Here is a 24,289-nt window from a genome sequence, read left to right as displayed (position 1 = left end):
ATTATTAATAATACTTAAACCATTGACAACCACTATCAAAGAATACAACTTTGAATGTACTATTAATAATACCAATTTCACAACTCTACAATTATTTTCCAAATTTCAAATTAATCGTTTAATTTGAAAAATAATTAGTTTTCAAAATCAATTAAATAACAAATTTAATTATCAACAAAGTATAAAAATTATTAATGATGCTATTAACTTAAAAATTAATAATTTCTCAATTGATTTAAAATATAATCTTCCTCATCAAACAGTAATTGATGTTAATAATGATTTACAAATATGTATGCAATTAAAAACACCTCACATTAGCTATGATAGTTATAATCACAAACAAAATCTTACTATTAAAAGATATATTAATAATTTCTTAAAAAAGCACAAATATGATAACTATGAATACTATAGTTATAGTAAAAATACTAATAATCAATCAAAATATATTATTGCATATTGTTTATTAGAAAACTATTATGGAATTGGTCCAAATGCTGTTTCATATATTAAAACAGAAGATAAAGCAATAATAATTACTAATAGCAATAACATTAATAATAACAATCAAAAAAATAGTATTTTATCAACAAATGAAATTTTAATCCAAAAATTAATACAAGGTTTATTACTAAAAAAGGGAATAAAATTTAACAAAAATGATAATATTCTAGAGCAGCCACTGATTAGTAAATTAATCAAAAATAAACAAATAAAAATAAAAAATAATCATTTATCTTGCACAAATAGTTCCTGATTATTGTTAAATGATTTAATAGTTGATATTATAACTAATACTACTATTTAAATTTATATATCAAGGAGTGAATAAATATGGAATTCAATGAAAAATTGCTAAAAGAAAAATATTTTCCACAAGCACTAACAAAAATAAAAGAAATTGTTAAAATTCAATCATATGCTCAACCACCCACAACAGCAGCACCTTATGGGCCTGGTGTTAAGGAAGTATTAGATTATGCTATTAATTTAGGACAAGAATTAGGTTTTAAAACTTATCGTGATAAAAACAATAAGTATGGATATTTAGAATATGGTGATGGTAAAGAAATATTTGCCATGTTAGGTCATCTTGATGTTGTACCACCAGGTAATTTAGAAGAATGAAAAATTCCACCTTTTTCGCCAGAAATTATTAATGATATTTTATATGGACGAGGTGTATTAGATGATAAAGGTCCAACAATTATTATTCTATACTGTTTAAAATATTTAAAAGATCATGGCTATCAACCAAATCGTCGAATTAGAGTTATCTTTGGTTTAACTGAAGAAACAACATGAGATTCAATTAACACATATATGAAGCAAGAAGGTACTCCAACTTTTGGTTTTACTCCTGATGGTATGTTTCCGCTAGTATATGCTGAAAAAGGAATTATTAACTTAGATATTATTGGTACAGGTCATAAATCCATTGTTATTAATGCAGGTGATGCTTACAATGTCACTTGTTCTACTAGTAATATTAATGGTGTTGATATTGAATCATTTGTTAAAATTGGGAAAAATAAGAAATATCGAATTGAAAATAATAATCAACAAATTACCATTCATGGTAAACCAGCACATGGGTCACGACCAGATGAAGGAATTAATGCAGGATTAAGAAGTTTATTAATTTTAAATGAACTTAAAGTTGAACATAATCTAATTAAATTTGTTGGTGATATTTTACAAGAAGATACTGCTTTAACAAAATATTTTGGTGATTTAGATGATGAATCTGGAAGTTTTACTATTAATGTTGGCATTGTTGAAATTAATAGCAAAAGTTCAAAATTAGGATGTAATATCCGTATTCCAGTTAAAACTGATTTACAAGAAATTTTAAATAGATTAACAAAAATATTAAAACCTTATAATTTAACAATAAAACAACAACATTATGATAAACCATTATATATGCCACAAGAATCAACAATTGTTATTAAATTAATGGAAATTTATCAAGAAGTTACTGGTGATAAAAAAGCAAAACCAATTGCAATTGGTGGTGGAACTTATGCTAGAGCAATGCCAAATTGTGTAGCATTTGGTGCGATATTTGATCATACTAACTCAACTGAACATCAATATAATGAATGTATTAAAGTTGACGAATTATGAAAATCAATTTTAATTTATGTACGTGCTATTAGTACACTGGGAAGTTTAGAAATTGGTAAATTATAAAAAAAAGTTAGAATAGTTTATTCTAACTTTTTATATTTTCATTCAAATAAATTTTATGCAATTGAAAGAGTTCTAGGACAACCAACAAAAGCAGGACCATTAATACTATTAATAACACTTACCAATTCATCATTAAAGTTATTACTTAATTGTCGTTCATCACTACTATTAATACTCATATAATTACTATTAGTTACTATTTCCTCTAATTCATTATTTGGAGTAGACGTAAAAAATTTCTGTCATTGTTTTTTAGCATATTTATTTAATACTTTATTACCAATAGTATCATTGATAATTAAACCAAACATAATTTAAAAGACTCATACATTTTGATTGTTGAGAAAGTAATGATTCTAACTCATCATTTTCATTATTATTATTTAAACAATTAAAATATCTTTTGAAAGCAAACCACATATGTGTTTTTGTTAAATATTCTATACCCTTATCTATTAAGATAGAAGTATAACATAAAACTTCTGCTCGTATAATTGTTGATAAAATATTTGGGCCATAAATAATTTTACTTCAATATTCAGCTAAACTAGTTAAAGAACCAACTGAATACATACTAGAAGCCGTAATCATAAAATGATTCGAAATTCAATATCCAGCTTTTGCTATTAGCATTTTTCCAAAGATAGCTGTTTTTGAAAGACATGAATAACCTTCTTCAACACCAATTTCGGGATATAAAGATAAAAGCGGACTCATTTCTTGATCAGCAGTTCTATTAAATATTGTTCTTCCCTCTTGTCAAATTTTTTCTGCGCCCCATTTTCATAAATTCATTGCTTGTGTACTAATTACCAATTGTACTGGAGTTACTCCAAAATCAACTAAATTATTTAAAGGATTTACTTTATTTCAATCAAATGATCCAATACTAGTAACTGCTACCTGAAATACTCGTTGTACAGTTTTCAAACCAACTGCTGCTGTTAATAAACTAGCTGTTCCAATTATTTTTTTAGTATCTGATCATATTAAACTACTTCAACTATTATTAATAGTATTTGCTTCTATATTGCTATCTATATCATTATTTATTAATAACTCTTCTTCTTGTGGCATTTTTTCTCTTCTCTCTATTTCTTTATTAAAACATAAAAAACACATTAGTAACAAACTTTACAAAAGTGGTTATAAACCATATTTTGTTAAATTGCTTTTATGTGTTTTAACATTAGTATAAAGGATTATCACTTAATAATCAATATATAAATTCAATAATTTAAAAATATTTATTTGGGTATTTATTATATATTTGTTACAATTATTAAGCATTTATGAAAAGTATTAAGGAGTAAAAATGACAGAAAAAAAACGCATTGTTGTTGGTATGAGTGGTGGTGTTGATTCATCAGTAACAGCAGCACTTTTACAAGCAGAAGGCCATGAAGTTATTGGTCTTTTTATGCGTAATTGAGATTCACTTTTAAATAATGATTTACAAGGTAACAATAATCAAGATATTTGTCCACAAGAACAAGATTATCTTGATGCTTTAGCTGTTTGCCAAAAATTAAATATTAAATTAGAAAGAATTGATTTTGTTAAGGAATATTGAGATAATGTTTTTACTTATTTTCTTGAAGAATTTAAAAAAAGTCGTACTCCTAATCCCGATATTCTATGTAACAAATATATTAAATTTGATGCTTTTTTAAAATATGCACAAAAAAATTTACAAGCAGATTATATTGCAATGGGGCACTATGCACGAATTAACTACAATCCAATTACTAAACAATATCAGTTATTAAAAGGAATTGATGATAATAAAGATCAAAGTTATTTTTTATGTCAATTAACACAAAAACAATTAAAATATAGTTTATTTCCTTTAGGTAATAAAACTAAAACTGAAGTTAGGGAATTAGCAAAAAAATATAATTTACCAACAGCAACAAAAAAAGATTCTACTGGCATATGTTTTATTGGTAATCGTAATTTTCAGACATTTTTAACAAATTATTTACCAGCTAATCCTGGCAAAATTGTTGATATTAATACCAAAACTACTATTGGTAATCACAATGGTGTTTACTACTATACACTTGGTCAAAGAAAAGGTATTAATCTTTCAGGAATGAAAGTTCCGTATTTTGTTGTTGAAAAAGATGTTACTAATAATATCCTTTATGTTGCTAATGATAATGAAAATAAATGACTAATGAATAGCGGTTGTACTGTTAAATCATTGAATTGAATTAATAATAGTACATTAAAAAACTCTTTAAAATGTAATGCAAAATTTCGCTATCGTCAATCTGATATTGCTGTTATTATTAATTTTATTAATAACGATGAAATTAAGGTTGAATTTTCAGAAAAGATACGCGCTATTACGCCCGGTCAAACCGCTGTTTTTTATGATGGTGATATTTGTCTTGGTGGTGGAGTTATTGATCAAATATTTCGCTAATCAATTATTAAAAAACTAATATAAATGATAAAATTTTTAATTGCATATTTTTTTATAATTTTCAAGATTCAAAAATTACTATTAAACTATTTTTTTAGTTTTTAGATACTTTTATTGCATTTTCTTTTTTACGTTTTTAAAATATAAAATAACCTATTATTATAAAAGTTATAGAAAAAAACAAAAAGAGATTTTAATGAAAAAAAATATTAACAATATTAACTACCTTAGCATTTACAATAACTATTGAAAATTGTATTAGTAATTTTAACTTAAGCACAATCACATTACAAAATGATTGTTTAAAAAAAATAATGTTCATCAAAGCAATAATGATTTTATTTTTTCTGATTTATATAAAAATAATAAAGGCAAAATATATGTAATAACTAATTATGGTATTTATAAATATACTAATGATAAAAATACATTCATAAAAATGAAAGGCATAAATGGATTAATAATAAGTTTAAAATTTGATGCAAAAGATAAGATTAATGCTTTAAAAACTAATGACATTTATAAATGTCTAGTCAATAAAAATGATAATATGGGAATATTTAATCAGTAAAACCTAATTATAATTAAGCAATATTTAGTTTTTATTTTGATATTTTTTTCTAAAATTAAATTTGCTGAGTTATACTTGTAAGTGCAAGTATAACTCAGCACTAATAAAAATGAAGTTCATAAATTTATATTGTCTTTAAATCAAAAACCGAGAAAAATACTAAATTATCTTTCACCAATCGAATATTTGGATAGAAAAATAATTTAGTTGCACTTACCTTTACAATTTAGCATTTTAAAAAAATATTAATTTAAAATTCGTGGTTTAGATTGAAAAGTATTACTAATACCATTATTACTACTATTACTATCAACAGTATTATTTATAATTGGCTTAATACGCATATCAAATATAGTAATAGCAACATTTTTAATACTAATAAAAAATTGCTTTAAAAAATCTAATTGTTCAAATGTAAAATTTAGTTCTTGATTAGTAATCAAATCATTAATTTTTTTAATATCATAATTATTTTCATAATACACAGCAAAATTATCACATTGATTTTGTTTGATCAACATAAAAAAAGAATTAATAGTATTATTATCCAACTCTTCAATTGGTAATGCTTTTAAAATTTTAGGTTCAGTATCATTATAAGTTGTTGTTACTTTATATAAAATTTTTAAATCATTATCAATTTTATATTTTTCTAATTTATAATTTTTTAATTGATTGTTATCATTAACATAATATGATTTGTTTGCCATTTGATTACCACCTTTAAATAAAATAAATCCTTTTTCAATTTAAATAAATGAAAAGAGATTTAAAAAATCAAGTATTAGTTCTTATTTAATTTTACAACTAAATTATTTAGAAATAAAGTAAATCTATAATAAAATATATTATTTTATTATAGATTTAAATTTAATTTATATTAATTAGAAAATTTATTATTTACCTGGAGTTCCAACAGCCATTTTTTGTGCAAGAATAACACTATCAAAATGTAACTGTAAAAATGCGGGTTCACCATCATTAAAAGTTTTTATTTCTTCTGTGCCGGTAGGTGAACTAAAAAAATGAGTTGTAAAAGATGTATTTAATACTTTAAGTAAAGACTCAAACTTTGTTTTGTTTAATTCATCAGTAAACTCTAATTTAAAACCAGAAGTTGGCTGATCGGCCTTGAATCCTTGATCAGCAGTTAGTTTTAAATCAGTTAAAGGTTCTTTTATAATATTACTTGTTATTACCTTTGAAACATTTAAATTTGCTGCCTTTATATTAATATTATAAGATTTAACAAGCTTAGCAGCAGTTTTGCTACTCATAATATCAATTTGACAAATACCATCTGCTACTTTAAAGTCAGTTGTGTCAGCAACTGATATTTCACCTGGAGCAGCAGTTTTAATTGTTACAATTAAATTGGTAATAGCATCAACATCGGATTCTGAATAATCATTATCTTGATTACCAGATGTAAATCCCAATTCCCTTAAAAAGGTTGCAGCATCAACATCTTTTGCTTTCCATTTACCAGCAGCAGAACCTTCAACTAATAACTTTTCTTTAAACAAATTATCTTTAATAAGATTAGTAGAGTCAGCAGTGATAATACAAGTTCCAAGATTATCAAAATTTATTACTTCATCAATTATACTTGTATTTTCATCACTATATCATCCTAATAATTCTGCATATTTCCCATTTAATTGCGGATTATTAGGAATATTTGAACCATTATTACCGCACGCAACAACTGAAGGAGTTGCTCCTACTGTTAATGCAAGGGCACCCATTAATCTTAACATATTTTTCATATTCACATATACCTCCAATAATATTCTTTAAACTTATTATAATAACTATAAATCAATAACTTAGTTACTTTTTTTAATATAACATCGTATAATAAGTTCTCCAATATTTATTATATACTATATGTTTAAAAATATGAAAAATAAACATTTTTTAAAAATAATATTATTACTCCTTTTAAATTAAAAGGAGTAATAATATTATTTTTATTTTATAAAATTATGCAACCGTTAATGTAGTTTTTACAGTAGTAGATCAAAATTAACATCACCTGTTTTATAACTTATTTCTAATTTTTTACCTTCTGCTCATGTTCCTTCAGCATCAGTCGATTCCATTTGCGCAGAAATTTTTAAGCCAGTTAACGTATTTAAAGCCATAAATTGTTTTCCATTATCTGTTTTATCAACAATACTTATTGCTGCTCCTTGTTTAGCACCTTCGGGAATAGTTCCATCTTTTACAAATAAAATATTTGAATTTGTAACAACATCAGTATCTGCTATTGTAATTTTACCAGCTATTGCAGCAAGACCAGCAGCAATAACACCTTTTGTTTTATCAGCTTTTAACTTAATGCCATAAACATCACCAAGTGCCTCTTCACCTTTTTTAAATTGGAAGTTAAAAGTACCACCAGTAATAGCATAATCTTTACTATCATCCATTTTAGCTAATTCTGGTTTAATATTAGTAACTTCAGCAGTTATTGCGTCTAATACAGCTTTTTCAAAAACTCCATCAGCAAAAGTAGTTCCCTCTTTTGGTTTAACTTTTAATACATTAGTAATAAAATCAAAACATGCTTGATTTGCCGCTTTATCTCCTTCTCCTAATAATTTACCAGCTTTAATTGCTGATGCTTCAGCAACAGCTCAACTAACATTATCCTTGACAGTTGTATCAAGTGAAGCTGTTTGTACATCTTCTCCTTTTTCATCTGTTAACCCTAATTGTTTTGATACTTCTACGTTCATGGCTACACCAGCTTTATCACCACAAGCAACAACCGAAGTAGTAGCTGCTGTTGTTAATGTTAATGCACCCATTAATCTTAATATATTTTTCATATTCATATATAGTACCTCCAATAATATGACTTTTGAACTACAAATACAATAACCACAATTTAGAATTACTTCTAAACATAATATTGAAATGAATCCAATTAACATTATACATCATATTTTACTTTCTACCATCAATATACTTTATAATAATATAAAAAAATATTCATTATTAACACCTTTAATATTACTATAAAAATTTGTCAAAAATAATAAATACTAAAAATGTATTGGTTATAATAACCAATACATTTTTAAACTTTTTTTATTCTTCGTCTTCACGCCATTCGCCTTCTGACATCAATAATTCTTTACGTACATTTTTAGCAATCGTATAATTAGGGTTTTTATCATCACCATTAATTAAAACATTACGTACTAAATAATTTTCAATTTCATTTTGTAGATTTTTTGCAACAAAAGGTCAATCATCTTTCACTCTAAATTCGCTATCCAATTCTTCTTGTAATTTAGGATTTGTAAGCATTCTTTTTCTTTGCATTGGTTTATAATAAGCAAAGTATCAAATTAGAGCAAACGCAATGCTAGCAATTAAATAAACTAATTGTAAAACATTAGAAGTTATATCAGATATTCCTTTTGTAGTATCAGTTCCACCTTTACCAATAAGACTTGCACCCGAAATTAAACCATTGATTAAAGATCTTAATCATTCTTCAAATTGTCAAACTAAGAAAAGTGTTGCTGCAAGTCAAATAATAATTTCAAAAATATTTTTTTTCAATTTCTTTTCTATAGATAGTTTAATTGCAATGGAAAGTACAAAAACATAAATAATAACCATAATAATACCGGCTTCAGCAGTTAATGTTCCATAATTAACAATCGAACTTAAAACTAATTGTCCATCCTTATAAACAGGATGTAACGTATCAACTATTACTCCAATAATATCAGGTAAAATTAATCATACAAAAGCTGAAGAAAAAGTAATAATTAAATTTAATCTAGAAGCTTTAAATGGAATGTTATCTTTTGATAATTCTTTATATTTAGGTGAAATATATCCCTCAACAGATAATGGTTCTAAAATAGCACCACTATATAAAGCATTTTGCATTCCAGCATTAGACTTTAATGAAATAGTACAAATTAACATTACAAGGATACCAATTATTCCTAATCATTGTGCATGAGCTTTATCACCTAAAATTTTAAAAATACTTAAGTTGGGATTATCTGAAAAATTACCAGCAACAGCACCAATCATAAGGATTGTTACTGCCATATAAAAAATAGTAGATAAAATCATAACAATAACTAATGAACGACTAATATTTTTTTCAGGATTTCTAACATTTTTACCAATTGTTGAATAGGTTTCAAATCCTAAAAAGAAAAAGAAACACATGGCAAAAGCTTGTGAAAAGTTATTGGCAGTTAATTGTTGATGAGAAGTAGTCATATCTCAATTTGAAGTTCCTGCCATCACAAATAATATAATAGTTGCTATGATTAATAAAAAAGTTGTTCCTCATTTTAAATAACTAGAAATATTCACAAATTTTTTAAATGCAGCCATTCCTAAAAATAATACACAAGAAGCTAAACCATAAATTAGAATTCCAATCAAATCTAATCCTAAATGTTGTCATACTCCTCAATTAGCATATAAAAAAGAAGATGGATCAGTAAAGTTAATTCTAATCATTGATACAATTTGTGAACTAACTATAACAGGTAAAGTAGCATACTGTAAAAAAGAAATTAATCAACCTCAGAAGCGACCATAACTACTTCTAACATAAATATAAGCAGCACCATTATTACCCGGATGTACTCTTGAAAGTCTTGAGAAAGCTCAAGCACAAGTTCCTGCAATTAATCCTTCTACTAAAAAAATTCAAATCATATGAGAACCTAAATTTAAACTATCTTTATTAATTAAAATTGCAAAGTTAGCAGTAAAAGTAATTCCAACAGTATAATTAAAACCAAACCAGACTAATTCTGATAAAGTTAATTTATGATTTGTCCTTTCTTTTTTCTTAAAAAGTTTTAACATAATATTCTCCTTTCAATTATAATAATTATATACCTTTAAAGTGATTTCATTAATTAATGAAATAGTCAATAAAATCAAAAAAATAAAAAAATATATGTAATTTATAATAACTAATTTTATTTTAAAATACTACTAATATTTAATTAAATTTTCAAATAATACTAATAAAAAAATAACATTTTTTTAAAAACTATTATTATAATAATGTTACTTAAATAAAAATACTACTTTTTTAATAAGTTATTTTAAAAAATAAGCTTAAACATCTTTTATTCTACATGATAAATAGTGTATTATATAATAATACTTTTAAAAAAATAAAGAAGGAGGTATTAATCATATATGGGAATTACCAAAAAGAAAAAATTTCGTTTATTTCCATTTAAAATGCCAACAGCAATTACAGTCTTATTCTTTATTATTGCTCTAATTATTATTATTTCTTGGATTCCAGGAACAACAGGTAAATGATTAGAAGATGAATCAAAACCTGTAAGCACTGATAACCCCTGACAAGAAGGTGGGCCATTAGGTATCATGGACTTATTTTTGGCTCCAATTAAAGGTTTCATTGGTAGCAGTGATATTATTGTTTTTGTTTTAGTAATTGGTGGATATATTGGCATAGTTATGAAATCAGGTGCACTAGATGCAGGAATTGGTCGTTTAGTTAAACGTCTAAACGGAAAAGAAATTTGAATTATTCCTTCAATTATGACTATCCTATCGATTGGTGGAACAGTTGAAGGAATGTGTGAAGAAACTATTCCTTACTATTTAATTATTATTCCAGCAATGTTAGCTGCTGGTTTTGATGTTGTTACAGCTGTATTAATGATTTTATTGGGTGCTGGTGTTGGTGTTATGTTTTCAACACTTAATCCCTTTGCTATTGCCACAGCTTCACAAGCTAGTGGTTTAAATCCGGGTGATGGAATCATCTGACGTTTAATTTGTTGATTTTTAGCAACTATCGGTACTATTGCTTTTGTTATGTGATATGCAATCCGTGTTAAACGTAATCCCGAAAAATCAGTTGTTTTTCACTTACATAGTGAGCATCATGAAGAATTTATTAATAAAGAAGAAATACCTGAATTTACTAAACGTCGTAAAATTATTTTAGCACTATTTGGATTAACATTTTTAATTATGGTGCTTTGTATTATTCCATGAGGTAAAATTACAGGAACAACTATTTTTGATGATTTTCACAATACATTAATTAAATATTTTCCATATTTCACAAGTCAAATTAATGCATTTGGTGACTGAAATATTGAAATGTTAGCTTTCTTATTTTTCTTTGTTTCAATTATCATTGCAGCAATTGATTGAAAAGGCGAAGAACAATATGTTCGTAATTTTATTAGTGGTTCTTCAGAATTATTAGGTGTTGCTTTAATAATTGCTGTTGCTGGTGGAATTGGCTGATCATTACAACATTCAGGAATGCAACATGTTGTTGTTGGTCAATTGCAAAGTATTGATAAATTGCCAAGATTTGCTATTGTTATTATTGGTTTTTTTGCTTTTCTTTTGATTGCCTTTGTTATTCCTTCAACATCAGGATTTGCAAAAGCTGTTTTCCCTATTGTTTCAAAAATAGTAATTCCTTTAGGATTAGGTTCAGGAATGATTACTACTTTTGTTATGGCTAGTGGTTGAATTAATTTATTTGCACCAAGTGCAGGTGTAATGATGGCAGGACTTGCCATTGCTAAAGTTCCCCTAACAAGTTTTTATCGATCAATCTGACCATATACTATTGGTATTACTGTCTTTGCCTTAATAATGTTAAGTATTGGAACTTTATTACCTCAATCAATATTTTAGTAGAATTTAAAGCACTATGTTAATTAAAACTTTTCTCTAATTAGAGAAAAGTTTTTTAATTTTTATTTCATTTTTATAAAATTAAACATCGTTTGGGAAAACATTCACTTTCACGATCTGTTTGCGTTTATTCATTATTTAGTAGACTTAATTGATCATCTGCTAATTCTGAAATTTCTACAACTTCATCTTCTGGTAAAAAAATTTGTTCTAATATTTTATTAAAATTATTTCAATCATTTACAAAATTTTCACTCATTTTACTGTCTCTAATTATTTTTCCAGTAGCAGGATCATATTCTGTTGATTGACAAGAATTTAACAACATTTCTTCAACAAAAGCAGAAACTTTATAAATAATTAATAATTTTTGGTTAATATTATCATCACTTTTTTCTTTCTGTAATTGCTGTTTATACTTACTTAATTCATCTCATAATGATTTAATATTTTCCTTTTTTGCTTCTATTTTTCTAAAAATTTCTATAATTTCTTTATAATCAACTTTTATTTCAGATAGTAAAGATTTTAAATTCATATTTTTCCCCTTTCAAAATAAAAAACCTACTTGCTTAAAACTTAAACAATAGGTCAAAAACTTATATTTTTTTATTTATAGAAATATTATACTTTATTATTTTTATTTTTTTCAGATATTACTTTATAACAATAAATACTAATATGATTTTAATTTTTAATTAAAATCTTAAATATTTTTAATATATTTTGATTATATTAAAAAATAAAATTATAAGTGTTTTTTATTTAATTTTACTATTAATAATTTATAAATACACTCTTAAAGGTGTAAAAAAACCATAAAATTTTTTTTATGTATTATAATAGTATTAGTGAGTTATTTAAAATAATATGTTTTACATAAGATTATTGAAGATAATTTCTCACATCTATTCTAGATTTAACTGAGGAGGTTAAGAAAAAAATGAGGAATATGAGAACATTATTAAAGTTATTAGGTGCTAGTGTCATAACAACAGTGCCAGTAACTACTGTTATAGCTTGTGGTAACAACAAAGAAGATCAAGTAAAAATATTACTAGATCAAGTATCAATAAATTTAGATTTAACAAATGATGAAGGAAACGGTTTAAAAACTATTAGACTTGATTGAGAAAAAGATACATCCTTTTTCTGAATTGATAATTCCGATATTTTAGTTACTAAATTATTAGAAAATGAGGCAACTACTGGTCAAGTCAAAGCTAAAGATAAAGACAGTTTCTATTTTTTAAAATCTGTTTTACAACAGAAATTAACATCAGGAACAACACCTGAAGATGGTACTTTTGATGCAGCGGAAGTTGCTAAAATTAAAAATAAAATATCTAATATAAAAGTTTCTACTAGTAAATTTGTAGAACCAAATGATGATGAAAAACTTGTAGTTGGTGATGGGACATATAATTTACAATTCTTTAAAGAAGATGGTAAAACAAATTTAGGGGATAAATATACAGTAAAAGTAATGACTGGAACTGATGCTTTATTTAATATTTTTGCAAGTGATAGTCCTGCTAAGTTAAGTTATAATGAATTTGTTTATGAAGGAAGTTCTATTGAGCATTTCCAAGCGGGTTATAAATTAGAAGAAACTGTTAATAAATGATTAAAAGATAAAACAGAAGTACCATTAATAAGCAAAAGCAGAACTGAAAAAGCTATTAAATTTAATAACTTTGAACAATTAGTTGGTTGAAAAGCAAAATTTAATGTTATAAGTTTTGAAAGAAGAGGAGCATTCCCTCGTCCAAATAATTTAACAGACGGAGATGAACTAACACTTTCTATTGCTTTAGTAAAAAACCAAGAAACTATTTCTTTAAAGTCAACAATAATAATAAGAATAAACAATTAATAGTAAAATAATAATGATATGATTAGCATAAAATCATTATTCAATTTTTCTAAAATATATTAATTAAGGTAATACTAGTCTAGTATTACCTTATTTTTTACTTCAAAATAATATATATTATTTTAATTCTTCGCTATTAACTTTCATTGCTGAAATTTGTTTTAATTGAAATTGTTCATGCACTACTGCTTCAAATTCTAAAACAACACCTACTTTAAACTTAAGAAAAGCATCATTAACATATTTTTTATTATTAAAAATTAAAACTGCCAATTGTTCAAAAGCATAATTTAAAATTTTATCAAAATTTGGTTCTAAAGAAAGATAACAAAATATTTGTTCATTCCTTAAATATTGCGATATCCCAAAACTATTATTTAATTTATCTAATTGTTTTCATAAACATGGTGTTAAAATAATTTTAGCAATACCATTAGCACTATACTTAATACCATCTCTTTCGTAAGAAAAACCATTATTTTTAATAATGGTGTTCATTCCTAATTCTTTATAATTAATAGTATATTCGGTTATTAACTCTGCAAAAATATTCTCGTTACCTACTCAATCAGCGCTAAATTCTAGATTTTTATTAACAATAATAATAAGAGCATTTGTTATTTTTTTTACTTCATTGTAAAAATAGTTCTCATTGTTCAAGAATAACAAAAACTATTTCATCAATCAAAGTATATGGCATTGAAGATTCTTCTGCTAAAGCTGAAATTTTAGAAACAATATTACTACTTAACAAATTAGATAATAATCTTACCTTATCACTTATTTGTAAATTTTTATTTTTCTTGTAAATTTTAATAATACGTTTACATGTACTTTTTTTCAAAACTAATTTAGCAGTACCGCGACGTTGATTTGAAAAATATACAAATGCTAATAAATTATAACCGAATCTCTTTGTCATTATAATTCCCCTGACTATCTTAAATTATAAATTAAAAACTATTTTACTTTAAATTAATATACTTTAATTATAACAGAACTAGAAAATTTAATAAACATATAAGTTTATTTCAAAAAAATTAAATTAAAAATCTCAATAAGATTTGTCCATAATCATTAAGAAAAGCAATAATAAAAAATAAATAGTAAAAATAAATAGTATTATTTCATATTTTTAGATATAGCTGAGTTATACTTGTAAGTGCAAGTAAATAAAATTGCAAAAAATTCTCATATAAAAATTTCATAATGCTAAATTTAGTTTAGAAAAAAGTAAGGAGTTTTTATATGAGTTATAAACATCTTGGCATAGATGAAAGAATTTATATTGAGAATCAATTGAAATTTAAATTTAAAATTAGTGAAATAGCTAAAAATCTTAATCGAAGTATTAGTACTATTATTCGAGAAATTAATAGAAATAAAGATAATAATCATTATTTTTCATTAATTGCACAAAATAAAGCTGAAAATCGAAAACAATCACATATTAGTTTTCATAAGTTTAAAAATAAGAATTTAGTAAAATATGTACAACAAAAATTACTATTAGGTTGATCACCTGAACAAATTTATGGCAGAATTAAAAATTTTCATAAAGAATGAGTTATTAGTTTTAAAACAATTTATACTTGAATTTATTTTGGAATGCTTGATAAAGTTACTAGTAAAAATTTAAGAAGAAAAGGTAAAAAACGAAAATCTAAAGAAAATCGTGGCAAGTTTAATGGTAAATCAATTAAAGAACGAGATATAAATGTTAATGATCGTATAACACTTGGTCATTGAGAAGGAGATACTATAGTATCATCACGAGGTAAAAGCAAATCATGTTTAATAACTTTAGTTGAAAGAGTATCACGATTTACTTTAGCAATATTAGTTAAAAACAGAACTACTAAAGTTATTAATAAAAATGTCAGTTATTATTTATCAATTCTTCCTAAAAACATTGTTAAAACTATTACTTTTGATCGTGGCAAAGAATTTTCAAATTGACAACAACTTGAAAAAAATTTAGATGTAAAAATTTATTTTGCCAATCCATATTCACCTTGACAAAGAGGTACTAATGAAAATACTAATGGTTTAATTAGAGAAAAATTTCCTAAAAAATTTATTTTTTCAAAAACTAATAAAAATGAAGTTCATAAATTTATATTGTCTTTAAATCAAAAACCGAGAAAAATACTAAATTATCTTTCACCAATCGAATATTTGGATAGAAAAATAATTTAGTTGCACTTACCTTTACAATTTAGCTATAATTATTCTAATTTAATAAATGTATATACCTAATATAGCTATTTTTCTATATTAGGATTTTTATTAAATTAAATATCCAAATAAAAAAGGAAAAATAAAATGTTAAAAAAAATATATAAAGAAATATTTTCAACTATGTTAGTAATTGATAATAAAGATAATAAATTTTGTTTTAAAATAAATATAATTAAAACTTCTAATAAAATTAGACAAAAATACAATATTAAAAAAGAAATAATCAATGACTTATTATTACCATATAAAAATGTTACTAGTTATTCTACTGAATTATTTCCACTACACTATTTATTAGAAAATATTAGCAAAGACATTATTAACAATAATGCCTTTCAAAAAATATTAAATAAAAATATAATAAATAAAATAGAAAAAATCTATAAAAAATATCAAGATTTTGACCATGACTTTCAAAAAAGATTCTTTTATTTAGAAGTTGCCTATAATATTAAAACACCTACAAGCCAATTAGAAAAGAATTTACAAAAAATTGGACTTCAATCATTTAAAAATATTTTAATAAATCAAGGAACTAAACCAATTAAAGAAATTTTTAATATTCAAAATAATAAATTATTAGCAACAGATATAAATAAATTAGATAATAACTTATTACCAGTAAATAATTGTAATAATAAAAGTTTCTCTATTATATAATTCCGCTATATTTTTTAACGGGCGCACAACTAATACGATGAATATCACAAATACCATAATTTTGTAATGCTATCTGATGATTTTTTGTATAATACCCTTTATGATTTTTAAACCCATAATTAGGATATTGAGTATCATAATCAATCATAATTTTATCTCTTACTACTTTAGCAATAATCGAAGCGCTAGCAATATTAAGTGATTTTTGATCACCTTTAACTATTGCTTCAACTTTTCCTAGAAAATTAGGAAATTGCGGTTTTTCAAAATCAACTAAACACACATCAGGTACTATTTTTAATTTATTAAATGCTTCTATCATTGCTAAAATACTAGTCTGCTTAGGATTATGAATATTAACAAATTGATGACTTTTAATACTAACAACAACTGTTAGTGCATTATCAATTATAATTTGATACATTGCTATTCGTTGTTTTGCTGATAATTGTTTTGAATCTTTAATTAAAGGATGATTAAAGTTTGGTTTAAGAATAACGCTTGCAACAACAATTGGTCCTGCAATAGCTCCCCTTCCCACTTCATCAAAACCAGCAATTAATGTTCCTGATGAATAATTATCAATTTCGTATCGTAAACTACTTTTCATGTTTTAAAATCTTAGGTGGTATTTCAAATGAAATTAATCCTAGTTTCCCTACTTGTAAATCATTAATAAATAAATTCATGGCACGATGAGTATTATCTTCATCATTAGCCAATTTTAAATGATATTTTTGTGCTAATTTCTTAAAATAAAGAAATAATGTTTCATCATTAATATTTTTAATTTCAAAATTAATATTATAATATTTTACTAATCTTTCATAATAATTCTCAAGTAAAAAGGTTAAAGCAAAATTAGCCATTTCTTCTAAAAATAAATGTTTAACAGGAATTGCTTTAATTAAAGCTAAAATCATTACTACTTTTTGATCATTCATTTTTGGTGGTAAAATACCAGGACTATCTAACAAATCAATCGTTGGATTTAATTTAATTCATTGTTGACCTCTAGTAACACCAGGTATATTAGCAGTTTGTGTTACTTTACGTTGCAATAAATTATTGATAAATGTTGATTTACCCGTATTTGGTAATCCCATAATTAATACCTTAATTTTTGGATTAACAATACCTTTTGCCAATTCTTTTTCCATTTGCGGTTCCATTAATTTAGTAATTAAATTTAACAACTGTGGTTTCATTTTTGTAGTTAATGATTTTGCCAATAAAACAGAAAAACCTTGACTTTCAAAAAAAGTAACTCATTCTTTAGTAAAATTATCATCTGCTAAATCAACTTTGTTAAGAACAATAATTCTTATTTTTTTCTCTAATAAACGATCTAATAAAGTACTTTTTGTTGCTAATGGTGCTCGTGCATCTAAAACTTCAATTGCAACATCAATAATTGGTAACTTAGTTTCAATTGCTTTAATGGCTTTCATCATATGACCAGGGAATCAATGAATTTGATTATGGGTACTTTCATTAGGCATTTTTTTAACTCCTTTAATACATTTTATTATTATTTTATATCAATTTAGAAAACCACCATTGATTTTAATAACGGTGGTTTAATTATTATTTAACGGGTTTTACTGTTTTAATTTCTTTAATTCTAGCAGCTTTACCGCTTAATTTACGTAAGTAGAAAATACGTGCTCTTCTTACTTTACCCTTACGAATAACATTAATTTTATCAATTAATGGTGAATGTAAAGCAAATGTTTTTTCGACACCTTTACCACCAACAGTTTTACGAACAATAACATTTTGCGTAATTCCTGAACCTTTGCGAGCAATAACTACTCCTTCAAACATTTGAATACGTTCTTTTTTTTCTTCTTTAATTTTAGAAAAAACTTGGATTGTATCTCCAGATTTAAAATTAGGAAGATTATGATTTAGTTGACTTTCGCTAACTAATTTAATAATTGCATTTTGCATGTTTTATTTCTCCTTTCATTTATTTTTTTTAAGTGAAGATTTATATTCTTCAATTATTATTTTATCTTTTGCAGATAATTGATATTTTTTAAATAAATCAATTCTTTTTTTATAAGTATTAATTAATGCTTGTTGATGACGATATTCTGCTATCTTTTCATGGTGACCACCAATTAAAACTTCTGGAACTTTCATACCTAGTACTTCTTCTGGTCTTGTATATGTTGGATAATCCAATAATGAGTTATTAAAAGAATCATTAAGATGAGATTGATGTTGAATAACATTAGGAATTAACCTAGTAATACAATTAATAATAACCATTGCTGGTAATTCACCACCAGTTAATACATAATCACCAATTGAAATCTCTTCATCAATATAAGACATAATGCGTTCATCAATACCTTCGTAATGACCACAAACTAAAATATAATTAATATTTTTTTGACTATATTTATAAGCTAATTGTTGATTTCATTGTTGACCTTGTGGACTAAGTAAAATTGTTTTAGCCTTAGGATATTTAAGTTTTACGCTATTAATAGCATTAATTACTGGCATTGCTTGTAAAACCATACCATTGCCACCACCATAAGGAGCATCATCAACTTGTTGGTGTTTATTATTAGCAAAACTTCTAATATCAATAATATCAATGCTAATTTGTTTTTTAGTAATAGCTCGTTTGATGATTGATGTTTGCATAAAATCATTAAAAGCATTGGGAAATAAAGTTATAATTGTGAATTGGTTTTTAGTCATTATTAATTAATCCTTCAATAATATTAAAATAAACTTTTTGTTCTTCTTTATTAATTTTATTAATAAATACTTTATTATTAAGAATAAAAAAGGTTTTTTTATTAGTCATTTTTATTTCTCATAAACCTTGATGATTATTATCTAAGAAAGCAATAACTTTTCCTAAAAAAGCATTATTATTAGCATCAAATGCTTCATAATTTAGAATATCTTCATAAAATCAAGGTAAGTTGTCATTAATTATTTCTTCAGTATTAATAACTAAATTTTTATTTTTCATACCTTTTACTAACTCAATAGTATTATAATTTTCAAATGTTAATAATAAAAACTGCTTATGATTTCTTACTCTTGAAATAATTAAAGGTGTTAGTTGTTTAGTTTCTTCTAAATAAACTGTTGTTTTTTCTTTTCATGAAAATTTATTACCATAATAATTACATAAAACCTTAACTTCACCAATAAGACCATGAGTATTAACAATAGTACCTAATTCTAAATATTTCATCTTAAAACTCATTAATTACTAATTTAATAGTATTGTTTTCTAAATATGCTTTGCTTTCAATAATTGTTGATAATGCACGAATAGTATTTCCTTTTTTACCAATCAATACTGATATTAATGATTGGTACCATTAATATTAAATCATAGTGATTTTTTTCTACTAATTCGCGAATCTCAACTTCACAAATTTTATCAAGTAAAATTGGTTCAATTAAACCTTCTAACAATGTTACATACATATTAATTAATCACTTGTAGCATATTTTAATATTAAGTAGCGGGTGCTTCTTCTTTTTTAATAGAATCAGTAGTAGCAGTTTTTTTATTTTTTACAGTAACTTTTTTTGTTATTTTTTTAGGTTTGCTACTTTTTCTCTCTTGTCTTAAATTATGAAATTTAGTCATAATTCCTTCTGCTGATAATAAACTACGAACAGTTTCTGTTGGTTGAGCACCATTTGATAAAAATTTTAATGCTTTTACTTCATCGATAGTTACTTGTTTTTCTTTGCTTGTTGGATTATAAGTACCTAATTTATCAATATATCTACCATTTAGTTTTGTTCTTGCATCAATCGCAACAATTCTGTAACTAGGTTGCACTGATTTACTTTTTCCTGTTGGTATTAAGCGTAATTTAACCATAAATTACCTCCTTCTATTAATTTGTGGCAAATAAACCTTTTTAATAATATCTTATTCACATAATGATGTCAAGTTAAAATACTTAACAGATAAAAAGATTTTAAAATAATAATTTCTTTATTTTTACTAAGTTACATATTTTTTCTAAATAAATAAGTTTTTCTATTAAAAACACTTACTGATGTAAGTATTTAAATAATTTATTTATTAATATTTAATTATTAAAATTAACAATTATTTTAATAACTATATTTATCTATTTACATTTTTGGCAAAATTGGTTTACTAAAAATACTGGTTGATTGAGAACTTACGTCATCATCATTAATAAATGGATTTAATTTTTCTGGATAAGAAGATTCTTCACTATCGCTACTTGCATTTGAATCAAAACCACTATCTTGTGAACAAAATGAACTTCTTTTTTTACTTAGTACTTCAATTGCTTCCTCTGCAATTTCACATTCAGGTTCATTATTAGTTTTTTCACTGAGCATTTTTTTAAATTCTTCTTCTAAAATGTCAACTTCTGCAAGAACACTAGTTATTTCAAACATATTTTTCTTTAGTTTTTCAATCAAAATAGTAGTTTTTTCTTGTTTTAGTTTTTCATTTTCTAATTCTTTCCCTTTTATCAATTCTTCATTATTAATTTTATAATTTTCTAATTCTTCTTGTTGAATTGTTATTTTTTTATTTCAATCTCAAAAACCAAAAGTAATAATTTTTAAAAAATTATTTTTTCATTTAGTAATTTTTTTATTATTTAAACTTGCAATAATAATACTATATTTATTATTGACTACTAAATAATTATCAATAGTCTGTTGATTTTGATCTAAAATTTTGGCAATTTGTTCTATTTCATATTTATAATTTTCCTGATATTTTTTCTTAGTTTTTATTATTTCTTCTTTTAAAAAAATAAAAAAATTGTTATATTTTTGTTCTTGTTCTATAGTTATATTAAATAATGAAAAAATATTGTCTAATTTTTCAATTAATTCATTATATATTTCTATATTTTCTCTTATTTCATGATAATAATATTGTTGCATCAAATCTATACTATTAATATTATTTGTATTTAAACTTTTTATAAACTTATTTATATTAACTAAATCATTTACCATTCTTCTTTACCTCTTATTTTTTTTATTAATAAACCCATTTACTTAAAAAAAGCAATGGGTTAAAAACTTATATTAAACTTAATAATTATATTGTACATATTATTTTTTGTTTTACAAAATTTATTTATTTTTCATAAAATTAGTTTTTTTTACTCTTATTAAAGTCAAAATACTATAATTTTAATAATCTATTTTATAATTAATTTATAGTAAAAAATGCTTTTAATTAATAATTATCGCTAATACTAAAGTTTTTTATTACAATTAATAATAATTTCCAAAAAGAAGAAGTTTCAAATATTATGTGTTAGAATAAGAATACAAGATTCACACTATCACATCTTGTCCCATAAGTGTTTAACTAAGTTTTTGATTATAAAATTAATATTTAAAAAATTAGAAAAAATATAAAAGTTTATAAAAAACTTGCATAACAAATTATACTTATTTAAAAATTATTAGACTCCCTTGTATAAAGAATTTGAGATAAAATATGAGCATTACTTCAATTTTAAAGTATATGTTGATGTTATATAAATATAATAATAGTAACCTACTTTAAAATCATTAAATAATTTTAAAAATAACATTTTAGAATTTAAAGTTAATAATATTTTTTAACTTGTTTAAAAAATTATTAAAATTGGTAATTTTTACTAAAATTTAAAAAAGTCATTTATAATGATAGGAGATTAAAAGAGATAACTGACTTTTAAAATATATTTTAATTAAAAGTTATCAAATTATAAAAGAAAGTTAGGTGCCAAATAATGTTAATTAATATAACAACTAATAATTACATCATTAAAATAGAGATTTTTTATTTCAATGTTTCATTGATGCAAACTTAACTATTGAACAAAAAAATACATCTGATTATCTAATGATTTAAAAAATTTTTAAATATTTTTTCAAGTGATTTAAAAATCTAAAGTTAATAGTCATTTTTTAACTTGTTTAAAAAAATTATTAAAATTGGTAATTTTTACTAAAATTTAAAAAAGTCATTTATAATGATAGAATATTAAAGAAGATAGTTGACCTTAAAACACTTTTTAATTAAATTATTAAAACTACAAAAAAGAAAGTTAGGTGCCAAATAATGTTAATTAACAAAACAGCTGATGAGTGTATCATTGAAACTGGCGGTGCTTTATTCCAATGTTTCGTTGATACAAATTTAACTGTTGATCAAAAAAAAATGTGTATAAATTGAATTGTTTTATTTTTAAACTATCAAGATGCAGTTATTCTTTGTGATGAAGAAAAAATTAATAGTTTACAAAAAGAACTTTCAGAAACATTCACAACAGATTATTATAAAAATGCTTTAAAAGAATTTAATAATGCAAATCTTATATATAAAAAAACTATACTTACCAATTTTAAAAACGTATGTTTGGAAAATACTTCACAAGATATTATTAATATTATCACTCAATTCCATCAGTCATTTATTAAAACAATAGATGAACATAAAAAATCACTTACCTTTTTGAATTTAAATAAAATATATGAAAATCTTTTATTATTATTTTTTATAATTCACTACCATTTAGGCTATCAATTTAAACAAGAATTAATTCCAATCATTAGAAGTTTCACTAATATGATTAAAATTCCTATTTATATTGAACAAAATGATAGTCATGTTAAAATGTTATTAATGAAAAAAATTTTGCAAGATAATGAACAATTATTTGAAGATCTCGAATTAATTCAATTGAGAAACTTTATTCATAGTTTAGATGATATATTTGCTAATGGTCTTAATATTAGTAGTGCTATTGAAAAATTAATATTAACTAGACCACATAAAATAAAACATTCAATGAATATGTTATTTAAAAAACACGGTATTAAACTACAAGAAATACTTTGAAAAAATAATAAAGAAAGTAATCCTACCATTGGTAATATGATTATGCACTTATTTGCTTATGAAACATATTATGTGCAAAGAAATCACAACTATGAAACATATGAACAACTAGTATTAAATAATGTTTTAACAGATCCTCTTTTTCAAAAAATATTTATTGAATATAAAACAAAAAATCAAATCAATAAGGTTATTTAAAAATAATGATTACTTTAATTTTTTACTTAGAAAATTAAAGTAATTTTTTTACACTTTTTTTATTTATAGATCATATATAAATATTTTTAAATATCATTATAAAATTAACTTGTCACTACTATTGGTTTTTTATCCAAAGTGACATAATTAACATTTTTATCTCGAAAGGAACAATAATAAAATGTCAACAAATAAATATGATTTTGATATTGAAAAAGATAAAAATTGAGAACAAGCAGTGAAATGTAAAGAAAATATTTTTATTAAATGCCGAACAGAAAAAAATACTATTATATGCAAATTATTAGAAGATAAAGATAAAACAGAAATGCAACAAAATGAAGTAAAAACATTTCAAACACTATTTAAAAAAAGAACGTCAGAAAATAATAATTTATGTAATGAAAATTTAGAAAATATACAATTTGAACAAATAACTACATGAAATAAATATTTACAAAAAGAAATTAACAGTAATACCACTAATTATTTTTTTGATAAAAAAAGAAGAAGCAATACTTTTTAATCAAT

Annotated in this window: 26 protein-coding genes; 10 read left to right on the top strand and 16 right to left on the bottom strand. The window is 23.6% G+C overall.

What is annotated here, in order from left to right; genetic code table 4:
• Positions 1-22: 22 nt before the first annotated feature.
• Both AACL03_RS07780 and AACL03_RS07775 read left to right on the top strand, forming a co-directional pair.
• The gene (locus AACL03_RS07780; RefSeq protein ID WP_339039994.1) at positions 23-811 is read left to right on the top strand and encodes a hypothetical protein; all 789 of its coding nucleotides are present in this window, start codon (positions 23-25) and stop codon (positions 809-811) included.
• Positions 812-837: 26 nt separating this feature from the next.
• On the top strand, positions 838-2,199 hold the full coding sequence (locus tag AACL03_RS07775; protein ID WP_338957188.1) for a Sapep family Mn(2+)-dependent dipeptidase: 1,362 nt from the start codon (positions 838-840) through the stop codon (positions 2,197-2,199).
• 53 nt (positions 2,200-2,252) lie between these two features.
• On the opposite strand, the gene AACL03_RS07770 is transcribed toward AACL03_RS07775, so the two are convergent.
• Positions 2,253-2,510, bottom strand: coding sequence for a hypothetical protein (locus tag AACL03_RS07770; protein ID WP_339039993.1), 258 nt, complete (start codon positions 2,508-2,510; stop codon positions 2,253-2,255).
• The gene (locus tag AACL03_RS07765; RefSeq protein WP_338957192.1) at positions 2,476-3,276 is read right to left on the bottom strand and encodes a hypothetical protein; all 801 of its coding nucleotides are present in this window, start codon (positions 3,274-3,276) and stop codon (positions 2,476-2,478) included. The genes AACL03_RS07770 and AACL03_RS07765 overlap by 35 nt, the downstream gene beginning before the upstream one ends.
• 238 nt (positions 3,277-3,514) lie before the next feature.
• Here AACL03_RS07765 and mnmA point away from each other — a divergent pair, with 238 nt between their 5' ends.
• A complete protein-coding gene (gene mnmA, locus AACL03_RS07760) occupies positions 3,515-4,630 on the top strand; it encodes a tRNA 2-thiouridine(34) synthase MnmA (protein ID WP_338957195.1) in 1,116 nt (371 codons plus the stop codon).
• Between the two features lie 298 nt (positions 4,631-4,928).
• Complete coding sequence (locus AACL03_RS07755) at positions 4,929-5,201, top strand: hypothetical protein (RefSeq protein ID WP_339039992.1); 273 nt, start codon at positions 4,929-4,931, stop codon at positions 5,199-5,201.
• Positions 5,202-5,446: 245 nt separating this feature from the next.
• Here the strand turns inward: AACL03_RS07755 and AACL03_RS07750 are convergent, their stop codons facing one another.
• From AACL03_RS07750 to AACL03_RS07735, 4 genes are all read right to left on the bottom strand, one after another.
• On the bottom strand, positions 5,447-5,911 hold the full coding sequence (locus tag AACL03_RS07750; RefSeq protein WP_338979743.1) for a hypothetical protein: 465 nt from the start codon (positions 5,909-5,911) through the stop codon (positions 5,447-5,449).
• Between the two features lie 186 nt (positions 5,912-6,097).
• Positions 6,098-6,976: a hypothetical protein gene (locus AACL03_RS07745; protein ID WP_339039991.1), complete on the bottom strand. Its 879-nt coding sequence runs from the start codon at positions 6,974-6,976 to the stop codon at positions 6,098-6,100.
• Positions 6,977-7,210: 234 nt separating this feature from the next.
• On the bottom strand, positions 7,211-8,044 hold the full coding sequence (locus AACL03_RS07740) for a hypothetical protein (RefSeq protein WP_339039990.1): 834 nt from the start codon (positions 8,042-8,044) through the stop codon (positions 7,211-7,213).
• Between the two features lie 256 nt (positions 8,045-8,300).
• Complete coding sequence (locus tag AACL03_RS07735; RefSeq protein ID WP_339039989.1) at positions 8,301-10,061, bottom strand: APC family permease; 1,761 nt, start codon at positions 10,059-10,061, stop codon at positions 8,301-8,303.
• Between the two features lie 342 nt (positions 10,062-10,403).
• On the opposite strand from AACL03_RS07735, the gene AACL03_RS07730 reads away from it, so the two are divergent.
• Positions 10,404-11,897, top strand: coding sequence for a YfcC family protein (locus tag AACL03_RS07730; protein WP_339039988.1), 1,494 nt, complete (start codon positions 10,404-10,406; stop codon positions 11,895-11,897).
• Positions 11,898-12,024: 127 nt separating this feature from the next.
• On the opposite strand, the gene AACL03_RS07725 is transcribed toward AACL03_RS07730, so the two are convergent.
• On the bottom strand, positions 12,025-12,435 hold the full coding sequence (locus AACL03_RS07725; RefSeq protein ID WP_339039987.1) for a hypothetical protein: 411 nt from the start codon (positions 12,433-12,435) through the stop codon (positions 12,025-12,027).
• A gap of 405 nt (positions 12,436-12,840) precedes the next feature.
• Between AACL03_RS07725 and AACL03_RS07720 the strand changes: the two genes are divergently transcribed.
• On the top strand, positions 12,841-13,773 hold the full coding sequence (locus AACL03_RS07720; protein ID WP_338957213.1) for a hypothetical protein: 933 nt from the start codon (positions 12,841-12,843) through the stop codon (positions 13,771-13,773).
• Positions 13,774-13,890: 117 nt separating this feature from the next.
• On the opposite strand, the gene AACL03_RS07715 is transcribed toward AACL03_RS07720, so the two are convergent.
• On the bottom strand, positions 13,891-14,433 hold the full coding sequence (locus AACL03_RS07715) for a hypothetical protein (RefSeq protein WP_339039986.1): 543 nt from the start codon (positions 14,431-14,433) through the stop codon (positions 13,891-13,893).
• Positions 14,366-14,695, bottom strand: coding sequence for a hypothetical protein (locus AACL03_RS07710; RefSeq protein WP_339039985.1), 330 nt, complete (start codon positions 14,693-14,695; stop codon positions 14,366-14,368). The genes AACL03_RS07715 and AACL03_RS07710 overlap by 68 nt, the downstream gene beginning before the upstream one ends.
• A gap of 326 nt (positions 14,696-15,021) precedes the next feature.
• Between AACL03_RS07710 and AACL03_RS07705 the strand changes: the two genes are divergently transcribed.
• Together AACL03_RS07705 and AACL03_RS07700 are read left to right on the top strand one after the other, a co-directional pair.
• Positions 15,022-15,972, top strand: coding sequence for an IS30 family transposase (locus tag AACL03_RS07705; RefSeq protein WP_339038665.1), 951 nt, complete (start codon positions 15,022-15,024; stop codon positions 15,970-15,972).
• A 126-nt stretch (positions 15,973-16,098) separates the two neighbouring features.
• Positions 16,099-16,674: a hypothetical protein gene (locus AACL03_RS07700; protein ID WP_338957219.1), complete on the top strand. Its 576-nt coding sequence runs from the start codon at positions 16,099-16,101 to the stop codon at positions 16,672-16,674.
• On the opposite strand, the gene AACL03_RS07695 is transcribed toward AACL03_RS07700, so the two are convergent.
• From AACL03_RS07695 to AACL03_RS07665, 7 genes are all read right to left on the bottom strand, one after another.
• Positions 16,667-17,284, bottom strand: coding sequence for a ribonuclease HII (locus AACL03_RS07695; RefSeq protein WP_339039984.1), 618 nt, complete (start codon positions 17,282-17,284; stop codon positions 16,667-16,669). The two genes, AACL03_RS07700 and AACL03_RS07695, sit on opposite strands and share 8 nt — an antisense overlap.
• Entirely contained in the window at positions 17,274-18,176 is a 903-nt protein-coding gene (gene ylqF, locus AACL03_RS07690) for a ribosome biogenesis GTPase YlqF (protein ID WP_252319417.1), read from the bottom strand. Before ylqF ends, AACL03_RS07695 begins: the two co-directional genes overlap by 11 nt.
• 85 nt (positions 18,177-18,261) lie before the next feature.
• Complete coding sequence (gene rplS, locus AACL03_RS07685) at positions 18,262-18,627, bottom strand: 50S ribosomal protein L19 (protein WP_252319419.1); 366 nt, start codon at positions 18,625-18,627, stop codon at positions 18,262-18,264.
• 3 nt (positions 18,628-18,630) lie between these two features.
• On the bottom strand, positions 18,631-19,392 hold the full coding sequence (gene trmD / locus AACL03_RS07680) for a tRNA (guanosine(37)-N1)-methyltransferase TrmD (protein ID WP_339039983.1): 762 nt from the start codon (positions 19,390-19,392) through the stop codon (positions 18,631-18,633).
• Positions 19,385-19,900 carry a ribosome maturation factor RimM gene (rimM, locus tag AACL03_RS07675; RefSeq protein WP_339039982.1) on the bottom strand — a complete coding sequence of 172 codons (516 nt, stop codon included), beginning with the start codon at positions 19,898-19,900 and terminating at the stop codon, positions 19,385-19,387. The genes trmD and rimM overlap by 8 nt, the downstream gene beginning before the upstream one ends.
• A 270-nt stretch (positions 19,901-20,170) precedes the next feature.
• On the bottom strand, positions 20,171-20,545 hold the full coding sequence (gene rpsP, locus AACL03_RS07670) for a 30S ribosomal protein S16 (protein ID WP_308699597.1): 375 nt from the start codon (positions 20,543-20,545) through the stop codon (positions 20,171-20,173).
• Between the two features lie 260 nt (positions 20,546-20,805).
• Positions 20,806-21,678: a hypothetical protein gene (locus AACL03_RS07665; protein WP_339039981.1), complete on the bottom strand. Its 873-nt coding sequence runs from the start codon at positions 21,676-21,678 to the stop codon at positions 20,806-20,808.
• Between the two features lie 1,102 nt (positions 21,679-22,780).
• Between AACL03_RS07665 and AACL03_RS07660 the strand changes: the two genes are divergently transcribed.
• On the top strand, positions 22,781-23,758 hold the full coding sequence (locus tag AACL03_RS07660; RefSeq protein WP_252320580.1) for a hypothetical protein: 978 nt from the start codon (positions 22,781-22,783) through the stop codon (positions 23,756-23,758).
• Between the two features lie 181 nt (positions 23,759-23,939).
• Positions 23,940-24,284, top strand: a complete 345-nt coding sequence (locus AACL03_RS07655) for a hypothetical protein (RefSeq protein ID WP_252320582.1) — start codon at positions 23,940-23,942, stop codon at positions 24,282-24,284.
• The last annotated feature ends 5 nt before the right edge of the window (positions 24,285-24,289 follow it).

The organism is Spiroplasma endosymbiont of Andrena trimmerana, from assembly GCF_964019575.1.
Classification (GTDB): Bacteria; Bacillota_I; Bacilli_A; order Mycoplasmatales; family VBWQ01; genus Spiroplasma_E.
This window is presented reverse-complemented; position numbering and strand designations above follow the sequence as displayed.